Below are 15,315 nucleotides of genomic sequence, written 5' to 3'. Positions count from 1 at the left end.
GAATTAAATATTTCAAAGAATTATGGATATAATACTTCGTTAAATTTGTAACTAATCCGTTGAAAATAAACAAGTTAATTAATGAAGTTTAGCAGAACAAACAGGTCAAGTGACTGATTTTCAGTATCTTTAATGATATTCCACCACACATTAAAGCAATGAACAAAACAGCACTTGACCAATATGAGGAAATCGTAACCGATGCTTTGAAAAGTTGTTCAGCAAAGTTATGCAAAAGTTTTGAAACAGCATTCATCCAACTCATGATTTTGTATATGGTACTACCAAGAAAGATTAATTTCACCCAAATGGGGCGTTACTCAGACAGCTCGGAGCAACGCTTCCAGCAGTTGTTTGAACGTGAGTTTGACTGGATGCAGTTCAATCTCTTCCTTATGCGGCAGCGGTTTGGGGAAAGTGTTAGAAAAGCCATTGCCATAGACGCAAGCTACATTTCAAAGTCGGGAAAAAAGATTCCTTATATCGGCAAGTTCTGGTCGGGATGCGCTTCTGCAATGAAACGGGGATTGGAAATTCTCGGCATCGGCATTATCGACATTGACAGCCGGAACTGTATGATGCTATGTGCGGAACAGACACCGGACAAGGCGTATATGGAAAAGCAAGGCGAAGATTACAACCTTGTGGACTGGTATCTTGACGTGCTCCGCAAATACAAGGACAAGTTGCTCGGCATAACACACCATGTCGTTGCGGATGCACGGTTCTCAAAGGCAAAGTTCGTCAATGAAGCCTGTCTACTGGGGTTCCATGTCATCAGCCGCCTGCGTGATGATGCCGCCTTGTGGTATTCACATGACGGTGTCCGCACAGGCAAACGGGGACGACCGCGTATCAAAGGCGAGAAGATTGATTTTGAGAAACTCGACCTTCAATGTTGCGAGATCCTCGACATTGAAGGAGGAAGGGCTTACTCAGTCAAGGCCTATTCAAAGGGTTTCCTTTTCAAAGAAATCAGGAGATTGTACAACTGCCTGGTAGATGATATTATTCAGACCAAATATACTTCCGCTCCAAGTATAAAGATATTCGTGAAAAAAACTGACAACTCTGATGACGAAAGATTTGCCGTATATAAATGGCAGCGAAAAGTCTGTTTTTTGATGAACAAGGAGAAATAAATACATGAAGAAGGAAAAGTCATGTTTTCATATAGAAAGAAAAACGCTGAAGAAAGGACACCGAACATGTTCCAAGACACCGTGAATCCTTTCAAATGACCTTCAACATAATATATGTCATTTCAAAGGGGACAGTTCCATGTATTCCCGGGACATATCCAGACTTCCATATTCTCCAAACCTGTTATAAACTGCGAACTTCGTGGAAGTAAGTTCTTCAATATCCCAATAATGGCTCTCACCGAAATAAATCGTACTGGAACCCTGATCATAAAAAGCCCACCGGTAATAAATTTCTGTTCTGGATTCCTCCCCATTCTTGTCGGTCCAAACGATGGTACGTGTACAAGTGCCGTCCCTTTTGAACTGATAGATTTCCCGGGATGTTTCTCCTGCATCATGAATGGTATTTTCAGTGGACCATGTCACGTCACAAACCAAAGAGATGACGTTATTCTCCCCTTCCGTATAATATCCGTTCTTTTCAACACACCCGGTCAGAAAAAAAACTGTAGAGAGAACCAGACATATGCACAACCTGTTCATCTGCGTAAGAATTTGAGATCCGCAATATATGGAACATCCTCATTTAGACTGATCACCTCAAAATTCCAGTTCATATCATTGTTTGTCAACCATTCGAAACAGGGGGCTATATGATAACCGACACCGCAGAATAACACACTGACATCCTTCTTCTCTATGTCATCATCCAGTTCACATGTTACCAGAAACGCCCATCCTGCATTCTTATAAGCCTGTGGATTCAAATCCAAAGACGTCTCAATATTATTGCAGCCATCAATATAACACTGTTCCTTGTAACCGGTCACATCTAAAGAAGAAACTGTTGAAGCATATCCTCTTCCAACCGTTTTCTGACGCAAATTCACCGGAGAGTCATCTTTTATACGGCTCACGTAAATCTCATCTTTAGTTATCATTACGATATAGTCAACACTACGGGAGGAAAGCAACTGGTCCGACACACGATTTATATGGGAAAGACTCCTGTTGAAAGTTTCAAGATTTAGAGAATTGACCGAGTTCAGTTCTTCCGCTGCGGAATTTTTTAGATATGACAAGGCGGAACTACGCTTGTTCGAGTTAACATAATATCCATGGGTCATTTTGTTGATATCCACAAATTCATTCAAGACAATGGCATCCTGCTCGTAATTACGGCTTGCAGGAGTAGGAACATTCAGATTATCCTGACAGCCCTGAAAAAACAAGGCAAACAGTACTAAAGCCAAGGAAAGAAGCTGTTTCATAAAAGATAACATTAACGATTTCCACTAAAAAGAATGATTGACAAAATAATAACTAATGGTATTATATAAAAACAATAGAGGTGTAAAACAAGTTAATATTAACATTAATTACAATAATATCCCTTTCTATTTATGCGGTAAATTCCGCTATATCAAATCACACTTTCTCATATTAGCTATTTCTTTCCTTAAACGCCTTTCCGTAGTATTCCAAAGCCTTCCGCTTTCTATCCGTCTCTTCTTTGGTCAGTGAAAATCCCATATATTTGCAAGCATGGTCATTCCGCAATATGCAAATACACATTCTCTTGTAAGTGGGGATTTCCTTGAACTCGGCGATATCAATATCATCCAGATACTCCATTCTAACAGGCTTCTTGACCGTCCTGTAATTTGTATTTCCGCCAACCTGAATCGGCACATGGCGTTCCTTCAGCTTACGTATCACCTCCTCACCGAGAACACCGCCTTTCTCCCTCCAAAAACTGATACTCGTTGCAAGCTTGCTCAAATACCTCTGTCTTGTACGCTCGGGAAGGGTGGAGAGAAGAAATTCCATAAATGACTTCCAGGTATACCCGGCAGGAAGAAGGATTTTTTGTCTGCCCATGGCATGTGTATTTCCATAAAGACCGGAAAAATTAACACCGTTGACACGCCCTATCATCCGCCCCCACATATCAGGGTCTATGGCCCTGTACAGGGAGAGGCTTTCTATAGCCTCACTGATGAAAGGACTGGCCACACGCTGTCTGTCAAGGCTCACCCCAGCCTGATAATAAAGATCATACAAACGGTTATAGTCCCAGCGGAATTTGCCGTTAGCCACCCAAATGTCAGTCGTTTTCCAGTCATAAAGAGGATAAAAATTGTAAATATCCTCATCAACACGGGTACTCCACTCACAATCTTTGTATTTCTCCTTCACACCCCGGTAAATACTACGCCATCTGTTATAGCTTTCCTGAGTACGGAGTCCCACTAGGCAACAGGTGCGTACAGCTTTCTTGCGTGAATGTATCCATCGTGAGAATTCCGCCTGAAAGTCATAATCCCACATCCGACTATCATAAAAGGGAAAATCATCTGCTGTCAGTGCATTGGAAGGCATGGGACGTACCCACATAGTTTTCTTATTTTCATCCCAGGGACGCCAATAATCCTGATACATGGAAGTGCACGTGGTGACACGGAAAGGAACACACACATGGTAAATTTCGATAAAATCACAATTGTTTTTGAAAGTGCGCTCCACATAGTCAACCGTCATCCTGTACTGGATCTCATAGTCCATATAAAAAACGCCTATATTACGATGCAGGTTATGCCTGTGAATATAGTCAATACACAGGTTGAAAAGAACACCGCTATCTTTTCCGCCCGAAAAGGAAATATAGATATTGTCAAATTCCCGAAAAATAAAATCCAGCCTTTCCTGTACCAGTTCATAGACATTCTTCCGTCGTTCTTTCACATTGGTCATTGTTTCAATCCTCCTTGTAAGGCAAAGATAATGGAAATGCTACAATTAATAAATACTCGGACAGAAAGAAATGAACAGACTGGTAAAAAAGGAAACCGGACAAAAATAAAAGGAGACAGTATTTCAAACGATACCATCTCCCGCATATTGGTTATTTCTTTATCGCTGATACCCTACCGATAATATCAGGAAAATTTTGTTCTTTGTTTTTAGGGATTTATACTTCTCTAATTCCTTTTGATAACTCCAACTCCGTAAATCCCTGTTGCTTAGTCAATCGCCTCATACTTACCAATATTCAGTTCGTTATTTGCGGGAGTTCAATGAAGGCAAATGTTTCTACCAATTTCGGATCAATCTCTGACTTGGGAATCTGGACTTTGATTGAGAGCTACAAGAGAGGGTGGAAAAACAATAATATGACCAGTTCTATAACATTAGGTATGGTCGTTTCAGAAAGTACTATCACAACAAGAGGTGTTATAGCAAACCTCTTTCATTCATATTCCCACATGCAAAAAACGCGCATTTCAAGAGATCAAATCCTAACTAGTGAACGTAAAAGTTATTTCTTGTTTTTTTTGTTATCTGCTGAAAGAGGGGATGGGGGTGAATAGCTACACTTGCCATCCTTTCTTTATATAAAAAAGGAGGTATCAGAAAGAGGAAAATTCTTATACGTGATGAAATGGTAAGTGGTAAGGAGGAATATGCCATATCCTTTAAAACCGCTTGAAATAACCTTTAAATTTAGAAAGTATGGCAGCAGACAAAAGACAAAACAGGAAAAGCACAAGCGAGGAAACGATCAAAGCGCTTGGTAACAGTATCGATGAGTGCTGGAATGAATTGAACAATCTCCCCCAAAAAGAGTTCCCGCCTGTTCCGACTGGAGAAATCATATCTCCCGTGTGGAATAATGTTTTCGAAAAGGAGAATGAAACAATACAGCCGGTAGGAGAAGTGATACAGGAACAGCCACGTGACGATCTGGATAGTATTTTAGGGAAAAGTATTAATCAGTCTATGAAAGAAGCGAAAAACAAACCAGTTCTGACTATTCTATGGGGAGACGACGGTAAAGGAAACGGATTATGGTATGAAAATGAACTGGCCGTACTATTCGGAAGGACGAATACCGGAAAAAGTATATATGCGGTTCAGATAGTGGAACACATAACAAAAAATCTTAATAAAGGAGTAGTGTATATTGACCTAGAGATGTCAATGAAGCAGTTTCAGCAGAGGTATACTTCAAAGGACAGCAGGTTGCATGTCTGGTCCGAGCTTCTCAAACGACCGGAAATGGAAAAAGTTGAGTGAGCATCGGACAATCCTGAAAAGTGTCTGGATTTGTTAAGAAAGATGCTTGACACGTTATCTGTTAAAATATTGATACTTGGTAAGCGACTGCTCAACTACATCTTGTGTATTCGATTTTTTATTGAGGTGCACTCCATTGTAAGTGCGTCTCGATTTTTTCATATGCCAACTTATCTCAGGGTTGTTATTGAGTGTCAATCTCGCTTTTTCCCGTTTTTTCCTGCATTTTCCCGGAACTGTCCCGATTATTTTCTCCATACATCCGGTAGCAGTTCCTTCAGGTCTCTGTCTGATTTGGGTGCCAGATAATAGGGGAGTTTACTGATCACATCATTCAGCCACTCTCTGGGGTTGACACCACGTTCCTTACATGAGCCAAGCAAGGAGCAGATTATAGCCGTATTCTCAGCAGCTTCGTGATTTCCGCAGAACAGCATGTTCTTTCTTGATATGACCAGTGGCCTCAAGGCATTCTCACAGCGGTTGTTGTCTATAAAGATTCTTCCGTCATGGAGATACGGTTTCATTCTTGGCAGCAGGGAGTAGGCATAGGCTATGGCTTTCCCCATAAGACTTCGTTTTAGAACTTTAGGGTATGTGTTTTTAAGCCAGAGTTCAAAGCTGTCAAGTATCGGCTCGGATAGACGTTGACGTAATTCAGCACGTTTTTCATACGGGAGTTCCTGTTTATCCGCCATGTATTCCACATTATACATATCCTGGATAAATTTGAGTCCCTGCATGGCATATTCTGGATTTTCTTCCTTGCACAGCTCTATATGCCTGCGGATATGTGCGAGACAGCCACACAGGCACACGTCCTCTCTATCCTCAAAGGCGTCATAAATAGGATGGCCGTCACTTTGGAGATATCCTTTGAAGTTTTTCAAAAGCCTGACCGCAACTTTTTGTGAACGCGATCCGTTGTCGTAATGGAAGAAGAGCAGACGCGGCACAGCCGCTCGGACTATCCAGATGTATTCTTTTGCGGCTTTATGCCTCTCATGGTTTATAACCGGAAGCGTGGTCTCGTCAACCTGGAGATAATCTGCGGCCAGTACTTTCTTCCTGAGTTCCAGATAAAGTGGTCTGAGAAGTTCGCAGACCGGTCTGAACCAGCCGTCCAATGTGTTTCTGGACAGTTTCACACCCAGATGTTCCAGCTGTTTCACTTGTCGGTAGAACGGGACATGATATTCGTACTTCTGTAAAAGGACCTCAGCGAGCATGGAAGCCCCGGGCATGCCTTTATATATGGGCATCAGTGGCATGGGAGCGGTTATTACAGCCTTTTCTCCGTTGTCAACGGCCTCCATTTCATTTTTCAGGGCGTATGTGGGACGTACCGTGTCTTTCACATAGAGGTAGCCGGGTTTCATCTCAAGGGTCCTGGTATGTTCCTCGCCTATCTTGACGTATCTGCTTAAATCGACATTCTCCGGTTCGATGACGACTGTTATAACCGGAAGGTTATCCATGGCGACCCGGTTACGGCGTGGCGTTTTATTGGCGGCCTGGGACTTGGGGACGGTAATCTGTTCTGCCGCCCTGCTCCGGGCCTCTTCGATTTCCGCCTCTATCTGTTCCAGGTCGCCATAGTCAAAAGGGAGTTTTGGGTCTCCGTTATCGACAGGTTTGCATTTCTCACTCATTTTTCCGAACACCTTCCTCTTCAGCCATGCCAGGGAGGCGTTCAACTCAACTATCGTACCCCGGAGCTCTTCTATGGTCCTTGCCTGGGCCGAGATGATCTCACTCTGTTTACGGTTGATATCCAGCAGCTGCTCCGTTGAGGATTCCACAGTTTGTCCGGTTGCATCTTCTTTTGCCATTCAAGATCTTTTTTGATGACATAAAGATAGTCAAAAACAACAAGAAAAACAAGCCTTCAAGCTGTTTGTTTACAACTGTTTACCAATGCTTTTTCAGATTGAAAAGCCGCCTCTGCCTGCCTTTGCTGACATCTTCATTGATGCCTTCCACCATAACGACCAGGTCACTCCAGGTCATGGGGTAAGAACGGGTGGCAGGATCATAGGCGGGTATCTTGAAGGTGCCTTCTTCAAGCAGTTTCTCGTAAAGGACCAGACCGCCCGGTTCGGCATGGAGCAATTTTATCTTGGTCCGGAAACGGTTGTAGAAAATGAATACGTCCCCACTTCTGATGTCACCTCCCATCCTCTCATGCACAAGGCCGCAAAGAGTGAACATACCTTTCCTCATGTCCGTATAACCGGGGCACAGGAAATATCTCATGCTGTCATTTAGGCAGAACATTGGCATTATATATTTTAGAGATCAGATTCAGGGCAGCTTCACAGCCGGAAGCCCCTTTAAACTTCAACTTCAATCCGTTGGGTAATTCCAAGAATATTTCAGAGCTGTCCTTTCCTTTCAAGGGAAAGGGGACGCTAGACTGGGGAGATGGCAGGGGAGTCTCGTGAGATATACCGGGGGATGGCGTGTCGCCATTGATTACTATGGGGACAAAGCTGTCTTTAACCCCTAAGCGGGAGGCTTCTGCCAATAACTCCCGCTCCGTTATACCGTATTTTTGTTTCCAAAGATAGAATCTACTACGGCTATAACCTTCATTCTCACAAAAATCAGCAATGGACAAACCACTCTGCTGCTGACGGAAAAGAACGGAGATAAATTTTTCTCTGCTCATCATATGTTTACGTCGCTGCATCATAGGATATTATTTTTTTGCAGCAAAAGTAAGGAGGGAAAATGAACTGTAGAAGATGTACTTACTCAATCGCTTACATTATAACGTGGGTTCGAAATAAAATCAAAAAATAGCAAGTTGTCCGTAATTGATAAAATTTACGTCAATGGCAGGCTTCTTTTCAAAAAAGCAGTATGCCGCGATAGCCGACAAGGAGTTGACTATAAAGTTATTGAATGAACGATGTCTGGAATGTTCTATCTGCGCAATGTTCTTCAGCTCGTCATTGACTGTTTCGATCAGGGCTCTTTTTCTGAGCAAAATCTTGTCGACAATACTCATCAGTGAATTCTTCATTGTTTTTAACTTTAGTGACAAGCTGTATACCATTAAGGGAAAGATTCTTAAATAAAGCCTGACCAATATATCCTTTGTCTGCACATAGTTTTCCTTTGATGTTTTCCAGAAACTTACCCTGCTTCAACGGTTCCCGGTCGTCCACGTTTCCAGACGTGAACATAAAATTGAAAATTTCCCCCTTGTCATTGATTATCAGATGCAACTTGAATCCGAAGAACCATCCCATTGAACATTTTCCACGCTCGGCAAGTCCCTCAAATGTCTTATGAATAAGGATTCTTTGGTTACGACAAACACCTAAGGGAGTGGAGTCGACAAAACTGATGCCGGTACAGGTTCCCAGCAGTACTTTTTTGATGAATATGGTCATGGGAAGCAATACTTTCTTCCCAGTTCCACAAAACGGTTATAAGAAACCTGACGCGGAAAAAGGTGTTGCAGATGTTTACAGACATATTCCTTGTAGTAATGCTTGAAACAGCGGAAACCACAGGAGTGAAACAGGATTAGAATAACCATAATAGCATCACTCATACGGTTGGGGTTGTTACGATGTTTGGTCTTCTTGTCCTCAATCATATATTTTTCCTGTTGCAATGTAAATTCCTTGCAAAAATCATCGGCCATACAATAAATCTCTGTAACTTTAGACTCTGGAAACATAGCGGTAATCGTTTAAATGTTATAATTGGACACTATAAATTTAATGATTTTATCGCTATATTTCTAATTGTCAGAAAAATATATTTATTCTTATTTCGAATTCACGTTATTATATTTTATCTATAGAATAACCAAAAAGAAAAAGAAGAATTATGGTAAGTGTCCATTTTTTATAGTTATGGACAAAGGTTTACACTATTGGACAGTGATGGATACAAGTGATCACTCAAGGATCATCTATAACAAATAGAATTAACAAAAAAGTCATGAAAATAGATTATTACAAGAAAAAGACCTATAAAAGACCATATCGCCAGTTTGATATAACAGAAATATTAAGGCAGATACAGGATGGTACATACCAGAATGAAGTTGAAAAGGTCAGAAAGGCTAAAACACAGGAGGAAAAGGATACGGCAAAATATGAGGCTTCCGGATTTACTTTCTCCGGTACTTTCAAGGAACGGAGGAGCGACAGTCTGATTCAACATAGCGGATTGGTGGCTATTGACATTGACGGACTGAATGAACGTGTGAGAGAAGAGAAGGAAAGGCTGGAACAAAACCCGTATACCTTCTCCGTTTTCCGCTCAATTTCGAATACAGACCTTAGAGTATTAGTGAAAGTTCCCGACGGGCTGGACGCTCATACACATAAACTATACTATAATGCCACAGGAAAGTTTCTCAAAGTGGAAAGCGACTCACAGGGACAGGACATTTCACGATATACCAACGTAACCTATGACCCGAAACTTTATTTTCTCTGATATGGAATATGGAGACTGAAAATACACAACAAACGGAGCAGATAAAGACCGGAGCAAGAAATGAAAGGAAAATTGAAGACTATAAAGGAGATGTGATTATGGATGAAAATGAGAAAATACAGATTATACTCTCATGGACCAGGAATGAGTTTAAAGAGGGGAGCAGGAACAGGTGTGTATATGAAGCCGTCTGTAACCTGTGTGAATATGGAGTGCCCGAAGATAAGGCTCTTGAAGTTCTGGCAGAATATGCGGAAGATGGGTTCCCGATTGACGAAATAGAGAGGGCAGTCAAAAGTGCATATAAACATACACAACCATACAGCAAGGAATTATACAGAAAAGAGCCGTTGGGTGAGATGAAGGAGCTGTTTTCAAAAGTCAAAACCGACACGGATTCTAAAAAAGAACAGGACTCTTCATGTTGCCATCTTTGGGAGTTCATGTCAGTTTATAGACCCGGAATGAAAGTTGTTATCGTAGACAGTGACGAAGTTGCTGAAATGATGGGACAAATCATACCCGGATTCCAATGGTTCTCAACAAACGAACAACAACTCACAGCCTGACTACTCAGAGATATACCAGAATCACAGGGAGTATTGGTCTGTCCCCGTTTGCAAAAGTCACTACATGGATATCAGTGGAAAAGAGAGATAGAAGACCTGCAATGGGACGCCGGGTATAACTTGAAAGTCTGGAGATGGTGGGAGAAATTCAGGCCAGTCATGGAAGACTATCAGAACGAATGTTCGATTTATGATGTGATTTGCAGGGAATAGAACAGGAAGAAGAGGACAATCCTTTCTTCAGGTACATAGGTGGTAAATTAAACAGTGTCATGCTCTATCCTCTATCAAGCTCAACGATCGGTGAATGGCTGTGTGGTTCTGCAGAACACAGACAGCCGTTTTGATGTAAAAAACATCGCTACACACCTAAAGAAGTGGGTGATGTGGTAAAGAACAGGTATAATTAGAGATTCAAAAACAGACAAGGCATCAGCATATAACCTCCTCGTATATTAAAACACCATTTCTTTACAAAAAAAATAAAGATTTGAAATGTATTTTGATTTTGCATTGTTTATTATAATTAATTTATATATCTTTGCACGTGGAGCGAGGAAACTCTTTCCAAGACATATTAGATTAAGAAAGAAGCGTTATGCCAATCATTCAGTCGGAAACCTAAGAAATTTCTCAGATACACAAGTGATGACAGCATAGTGGTTCTCCCGATATAACGTGGACTGCTATTGACACATTTATTTGTATGTTTTTTCTAAAACCTCCAATTGAAGATGTGAGTATTACAGTTCCACGCTTCGTGTTTAATATATAAAGGCCTTTTTAGGGACTGGAAAGACACCGATATACAATATGAGAAAGTTAAAGTATTTAAGCTATTGTCTTTTAGCCATATCACTTGTGGCATGCGGTCCTTCAAAACCAAAAGCTTCTGAAACAGAAGAAAGTTCAGAAACAGAAAATGTAGAACAGATAAAAGAAGTCTCGTTAACAGATACTCCGCTTGAACTGGCAGATTTTGCAGTAGAATGTTTTAGAACTAATAAACGAGAAAAATTATTGCCATACACAACGGAAAGATGCAATAAACGTTTAACCGAAGACATGGCAATCGAAGAACAGATGAAAAATGACAAGGGTATAAAAAAAATGCGCGAGCGGCTACAAGCTACAACCTACACCCGTTCTCAAGTGAAAGACATGGGGAACAGTAACAAATTAGTAAGATATACCAGTAATCCGTCGAAGTATGATATGAAGGTCCTGCTCGAACTGCAAGAAGGTAAATGGCTGATAGATCAAGTAGGGCCTAATAGATAGTAAAAAACAGTCTGTTCAATTCAGATTATCAATTCTAATATTTATGCAGAGTATTGTAATACAATGAGTCTTTTCAACATTAACAAAAACGAGTCGGTTCAACATAATGAACAGCCGGGTATTGTAGGCTCACTCATACAAATGAATGCCTCCAATGATGTACTGATGTGGAAATATCCAGCCAATGACATCATGCGCGGCGCTGTGATTAAAGTACACCAAAATCAACGAGCACTACTCTACTCAAGCGGACAACGCATTGACAATATCGGACCCGGACGGGAGATTGTGGTAGATTCAGCTAACATTCCCGGTCTTAAACGTCTGCTCAACAAGGCAACAGGAGGTGAGACAAGCTATCCGTTTGAAGTATGGTTTGCTAACATGAGTTGTGAGCACAATATAAATATAGGCATCACAGCAAACGATGGAATTTTATTTCCGGTTCTGAATAAAGCAACCGGTAGAGAAATGGATTTTCCGATTACCGCTTTCGGGTCATATCGCTTCAAATTGTACAATCCTGAAGTTTATTGTGATAAGCTGGTAGGTACCACAGAACTTTCTTCTACTGGGAATGTAAATGATTTCTTTGCTGATCAAATTAAAGTGTTGATGATAGAAGTTGTACAAGACCTTATTAAACAAAACACTTTTACCATCACTCAACTGATGGGAGCCAGTCGTAATCTAAATGAAAACATCCGTAACAATGCCAACAAAGAATTGAAGCAAGTCTACGGAATTGAGCTGACTTCTTTTAACCTGCGATTTAATTCTCCCGCTTATCAGAAATATACACAAGAAGGTCTTGAAGGTGCCGGATTGGAAAATCGGATGGCAAACATGGGACAATATTACGACAAGGAAAATCAATATGACATCATGAAAAAAGCCGCTGCCAATTCTGGTGCAGGCAATTTTATGGGAATAGGTATGGGATTTGGCATGGGCACACAAATGGGGCAGATGGTAGGACAGATGGCTCAGAACATAACAGGTACAAACATAGCTGCCAATCAGTTTGGACAGATAACACCACCACCGGTACCTTCTTCCACAAAAAGATTTTTCTTTGTTATCAACGGGCAAAGCGCAGGCCCGCTGGACATTCCAGCTATACAAGCGAAAATAGCGGAACAGACGATAACCTCCCAAACGCTTGCATGGACAGAGGGCATGACCGCATGGGCGGCGGCTTCGTCCATCGCCGAGTTGTCGTCCCTGTTCGCCACAGTTCCTCCTCCCATCCCGAATAGTTTATGAAACCCTACAAATAGACATGATTATGAATAAAACAACATCTACTCTCCTGATGGCTCTTGTGGTAGGTGGTCTGACCATCGCTCTTTACGCCGCTCTCCTGGACAGCATGTATTTGCAAGGTTATTGGATTGCCGACCTAATAACGCTATTGCTGGCGGAAGCGGCTCTCATCGGGGGCTACGCCGGCATGATAGGCTACGGCAAACTGACAACGCAGGCCATTGCCCGGTGGAGCATAGTCCGGCAGGCAGGTAGCTGGTTTGCCTTGCTGGCCATAGCGCATACCGTATGCTGCATCGTCATTCCTTTCAGCATAGAGACCGTGTATTGGATTGTATTCGGCATAGCGGTTGCGGCGTGTACGGTGAGAATGTATTTTGTGCATACAGGCGCAATCATTCAAGAGCAAACGGAAAGCAGGCAACAGGCGCTGCACACCAATCAGCAAGCCATAGCCCAAACCTTGCGCATGCCTACCGCGCGGCTGGTTCGCGCGATTCAAGATTCCACGGCGGAGCAGAGCCTGAAATCATCGGCTGCCGATGCAGTCAGAGCCATCTCCACTATGGTAGACGGATTTGCCTTGAAGAAAGTAGAGCGGAACACTCCGCTAACAGAAGAAATCGGTCGATGGAAAGCCCGCTTGGCGCAAATGGCAGATGTGCTGGAGGTCGGCGGAGACACTGCCCCGACTTTACAAAAGATTGCCGGAGAAGCGCAAGCGGAAGCGGAAGTAATCGGTAACCTGTATCTTTAATAACGAACCACCTAAAAAAAAGACTATATGATAGAGAACTTAAAATGTCCTAATTGCGGAGGTCCATTAGATACCGCAAAGACCGAAGGTAATATAGCCGTATGCCCCTGGTGCGGTAACAAGCTTCTGCTGTCCGGCTTATCAACCGGAAAGCAGGACAAGAAGAAGGACGAGGAGGAAGATGATGATGAAAATTTTCAGCTTCAATACTATCGTCCCCAACTGACTGTGGAGCAATTTGAGGCCAAGTGCCAGTACCTATTCGACAACGATCCACTCCTGCCCGACGATATTTTCCGCGAGATAAACTTCAAAGAGATAAAGCGCGTATTCCTGCCCACCTGGGTTTTTCGGGGAAAAGCCAAAGGCAGCATAAACTGGTATGAGCATGACAAGTTTGAAAGGCGGGCGGTAGATGAATATTTCGTATTCCGAACCGTTGCCAACCGTACTTCTTCCGGTTTTGTGCCGGATGACTTGATTAAAGCGTCAAAGGCATTTGAACTGAACTTTGCAACGGATCCTGAAACGATGTGGTGCGATGAGTTTTGCGAAGAGTATCTGCCTTCCGTCGACTTTGAGCTAGACGATACTATGAGCAACCTCAACAACCAGCACCGCCTATTTCGCGAGAGCATGAACGACCTCTATATCCGATCGGCAAACATCGGCCAAAGCGCCAAAACCATAGCCTGCAATGTCGAATATAAGTTTGATGAGGAGTTCGACGAGGTGGACGATACGGAATATGTGCCTTTCTACATCATCGGGTTCAACTATAAAGGACAGGACTACCACTTGATGAGCGACGCGGTTAACGGCTCGTGGTTTTCCTATCATCTGCCGGAAGACAAGCAGCGGAAGAAGATACTGGAAGGAGTGGAATTCCCCAACTGGGCTGTCATACTGCTGATGGTTATTTACATCGGGCCGCCTTTGCTGTGGATATTCGGTCCGCTAAAGTTCACTACACTCTTGTGGCTGGCCATCCCGGCTTTCATCATAATTCCTATCATCTGTTGGATTGCCACAGAGAAAGCCAAAGAAAAGAAAAAAGCAATTATAGAAAACGCTAAAAAAGCAAGAAAACAATAGCCATATGGAAAACATGAAATTGAAAATCTCTGAATGGTGGAATGCGCCGCAAAAAAAAGACTTTAAAAGCCTGCTGTTTGGTAAAGAGACTCTGAGGCTTATGCTTACGGTATTAATCACTTCATTTTTGGTGATGTGCGTCATGTTTATCGTCCAGATGAGTTCTGTTGAGCCGGAAACGAAGGACACCATAGCTTTTATCGGGGTCAGCGTTATCTCATTGGTGGGATTATGGAAAGCCTTGGCCAATATTCGAATGCTTGAGAGGGGGTTGGAAAAATTTGCATATGCCTGTATAGCGGCTGCATGGGGCTATCTGGCATTCCAATTAAGCATGTTCCTCTTCGTCGCTTTTGTCATCTATCTGGTTTGCTGTTTCTTCGGCATGGCCAAGTTTGACCTGGTTAAAGAACTGTTTCCCGGCAGATCCCAGGATGGAGGAGAAAACGAATCTGGAGAAAGTCCTGATTACGGAACTCTCTGCCAAGGTGTCAGCGGCGACTATATACAAGGGAAAAACGGCGAAAGCTTAAGGGTGACCGATGACCTTGGAGGAGGTAATGTGCGGACAGAAAACGGCCAGTGCTATCATATAGACAGCAATGGTTATGCTACAAAAATATAACAAGAATATGATATATATGCCCAATTAAATCAACGA

At 42.4% G+C, this 15,315-nt stretch carries 16 protein-coding genes and 1 pseudogene; 10 read left to right on the top strand and 7 right to left on the bottom strand.

What is annotated here, in order from left to right:
- The first annotated feature begins 158 nt into the window (after nucleotides 1-158).
- The gene (locus BACFIN_RS15035) at nucleotides 159-1,142 is read left to right on the top strand and encodes a transposase (protein ID WP_007750138.1); all 984 of its coding nucleotides are present in this window, start codon (nucleotides 159-161) and stop codon (nucleotides 1,140-1,142) included.
- A 117-nt stretch (nucleotides 1,143-1,259) separates the two neighbouring features.
- Here BACFIN_RS15035 and BACFIN_RS15040 read toward each other — a convergent pair whose 3' ends face one another.
- From BACFIN_RS15040 to BACFIN_RS0219555, 3 genes are all read right to left on the bottom strand, one after another.
- Nucleotides 1,260-1,688: a hypothetical protein gene (locus BACFIN_RS15040; protein ID WP_007750135.1), complete on the bottom strand. Its 429-nt coding sequence runs from the start codon at nucleotides 1,686-1,688 to the stop codon at nucleotides 1,260-1,262.
- On the bottom strand, nucleotides 1,685-2,416 hold the full coding sequence (locus BACFIN_RS15045) for a hypothetical protein (RefSeq protein WP_007750133.1): 732 nt from the start codon (nucleotides 2,414-2,416) through the stop codon (nucleotides 1,685-1,687). The genes BACFIN_RS15040 and BACFIN_RS15045 overlap by 4 nt, the downstream gene beginning before the upstream one ends.
- Before the next feature lie 172 nt (nucleotides 2,417-2,588).
- Entirely contained in the window at nucleotides 2,589-3,899 is a 1,311-nt protein-coding gene (locus BACFIN_RS0219555; protein WP_032839328.1) for a DUF3440 domain-containing protein, read from the bottom strand.
- A gap of 759 nt (nucleotides 3,900-4,658) precedes the next feature.
- Between BACFIN_RS0219555 and BACFIN_RS20550 the strand changes: the two genes are divergently transcribed.
- Nucleotides 4,659-5,222 (top strand): DnaB-like helicase C-terminal domain-containing protein, encoded by a 564-nt coding sequence (locus tag BACFIN_RS20550; RefSeq protein WP_007750127.1) that lies wholly within the window; start codon nucleotides 4,659-4,661, stop codon nucleotides 5,220-5,222.
- 245 nt (nucleotides 5,223-5,467) lie between these two features.
- On the opposite strand, the gene tnpC is transcribed toward BACFIN_RS20550, so the two are convergent.
- The 4 genes and pseudogenes from tnpC to BACFIN_RS20545 all read right to left on the bottom strand — a co-directional run bounded on the left by tnpC (nucleotide 5,468) and on the right by BACFIN_RS20545 (nucleotide 8,916).
- Nucleotides 5,468-7,054 (bottom strand): IS66 family transposase, encoded by a 1,587-nt coding sequence (gene tnpC, locus BACFIN_RS15050; RefSeq protein WP_007750125.1) that lies wholly within the window; start codon nucleotides 7,052-7,054, stop codon nucleotides 5,468-5,470.
- A 79-nt stretch (nucleotides 7,055-7,133) separates the two neighbouring features.
- Nucleotides 7,134-7,478 (bottom strand): IS66 family insertion sequence element accessory protein TnpB, encoded by a 345-nt coding sequence (gene tnpB, locus BACFIN_RS15055; RefSeq protein WP_232281635.1) that lies wholly within the window; start codon nucleotides 7,476-7,478, stop codon nucleotides 7,134-7,136.
- A 4-nt stretch (nucleotides 7,479-7,482) separates the two neighbouring features.
- A complete protein-coding gene (gene tnpA, locus BACFIN_RS15060) occupies nucleotides 7,483-7,917 on the bottom strand; it encodes an IS66 family insertion sequence element accessory protein TnpA (protein ID WP_007750122.1) in 435 nt (144 codons plus the stop codon).
- Between the two features lie 99 nt (nucleotides 7,918-8,016).
- A pseudogene (locus BACFIN_RS20545) lies at nucleotides 8,017-8,916 on the bottom strand (IS982 family transposase).
- A 266-nt stretch (nucleotides 8,917-9,182) separates the two neighbouring features.
- On the opposite strand from BACFIN_RS20545, the gene BACFIN_RS15065 reads away from it, so the two are divergent.
- The 8 genes from BACFIN_RS15065 to BACFIN_RS15090 all read left to right on the top strand — a co-directional run bounded on the left by BACFIN_RS15065 (nucleotide 9,183) and on the right by BACFIN_RS15090 (nucleotide 15,279).
- On the top strand, nucleotides 9,183-9,686 hold the full coding sequence (locus BACFIN_RS15065; RefSeq protein ID WP_007750114.1) for a BT4734/BF3469 family protein: 504 nt from the start codon (nucleotides 9,183-9,185) through the stop codon (nucleotides 9,684-9,686).
- Nucleotides 9,687-9,694: 8 nt separating this feature from the next.
- Nucleotides 9,695-10,255 (top strand): primase C-terminal domain-containing protein, encoded by a 561-nt coding sequence (locus BACFIN_RS20540; protein ID WP_007750112.1) that lies wholly within the window; start codon nucleotides 9,695-9,697, stop codon nucleotides 10,253-10,255.
- Nucleotides 10,256-10,303: 48 nt separating this feature from the next.
- The gene (locus BACFIN_RS22545) at nucleotides 10,304-10,468 is read left to right on the top strand and encodes a hypothetical protein (protein WP_157037688.1); all 165 of its coding nucleotides are present in this window, start codon (nucleotides 10,304-10,306) and stop codon (nucleotides 10,466-10,468) included.
- A 600-nt stretch (nucleotides 10,469-11,068) separates the two neighbouring features.
- Complete coding sequence (locus tag BACFIN_RS15070; protein WP_007750100.1) at nucleotides 11,069-11,536, top strand: hypothetical protein; 468 nt, start codon at nucleotides 11,069-11,071, stop codon at nucleotides 11,534-11,536.
- 63 nt (nucleotides 11,537-11,599) lie between these two features.
- The gene (locus BACFIN_RS15075; RefSeq protein WP_007750099.1) at nucleotides 11,600-12,802 is read left to right on the top strand and encodes an SPFH domain-containing protein; all 1,203 of its coding nucleotides are present in this window, start codon (nucleotides 11,600-11,602) and stop codon (nucleotides 12,800-12,802) included.
- 22 nt (nucleotides 12,803-12,824) lie between these two features.
- Nucleotides 12,825-13,559: a hypothetical protein gene (locus tag BACFIN_RS15080; RefSeq protein ID WP_157037687.1), complete on the top strand. Its 735-nt coding sequence runs from the start codon at nucleotides 12,825-12,827 to the stop codon at nucleotides 13,557-13,559.
- 27 nt (nucleotides 13,560-13,586) lie between these two features.
- The gene (locus BACFIN_RS15085) at nucleotides 13,587-14,654 is read left to right on the top strand and encodes a zinc ribbon domain-containing protein (RefSeq protein ID WP_007750097.1); all 1,068 of its coding nucleotides are present in this window, start codon (nucleotides 13,587-13,589) and stop codon (nucleotides 14,652-14,654) included.
- Nucleotides 14,655-14,658: 4 nt separating this feature from the next.
- A complete protein-coding gene (locus BACFIN_RS15090) occupies nucleotides 14,659-15,279 on the top strand; it encodes a hypothetical protein (protein WP_007750096.1) in 621 nt (206 codons plus the stop codon).
- The last annotated feature ends 36 nt before the right edge of the window (nucleotides 15,280-15,315 follow it).

The organism is Bacteroides finegoldii DSM 17565 (assembly GCF_000156195.1).
GTDB lineage: Bacteria > Bacteroidota > Bacteroidia > Bacteroidales > Bacteroidaceae > Bacteroides > Bacteroides finegoldii.
This window is presented reverse-complemented; position numbering and strand designations above follow the sequence as displayed.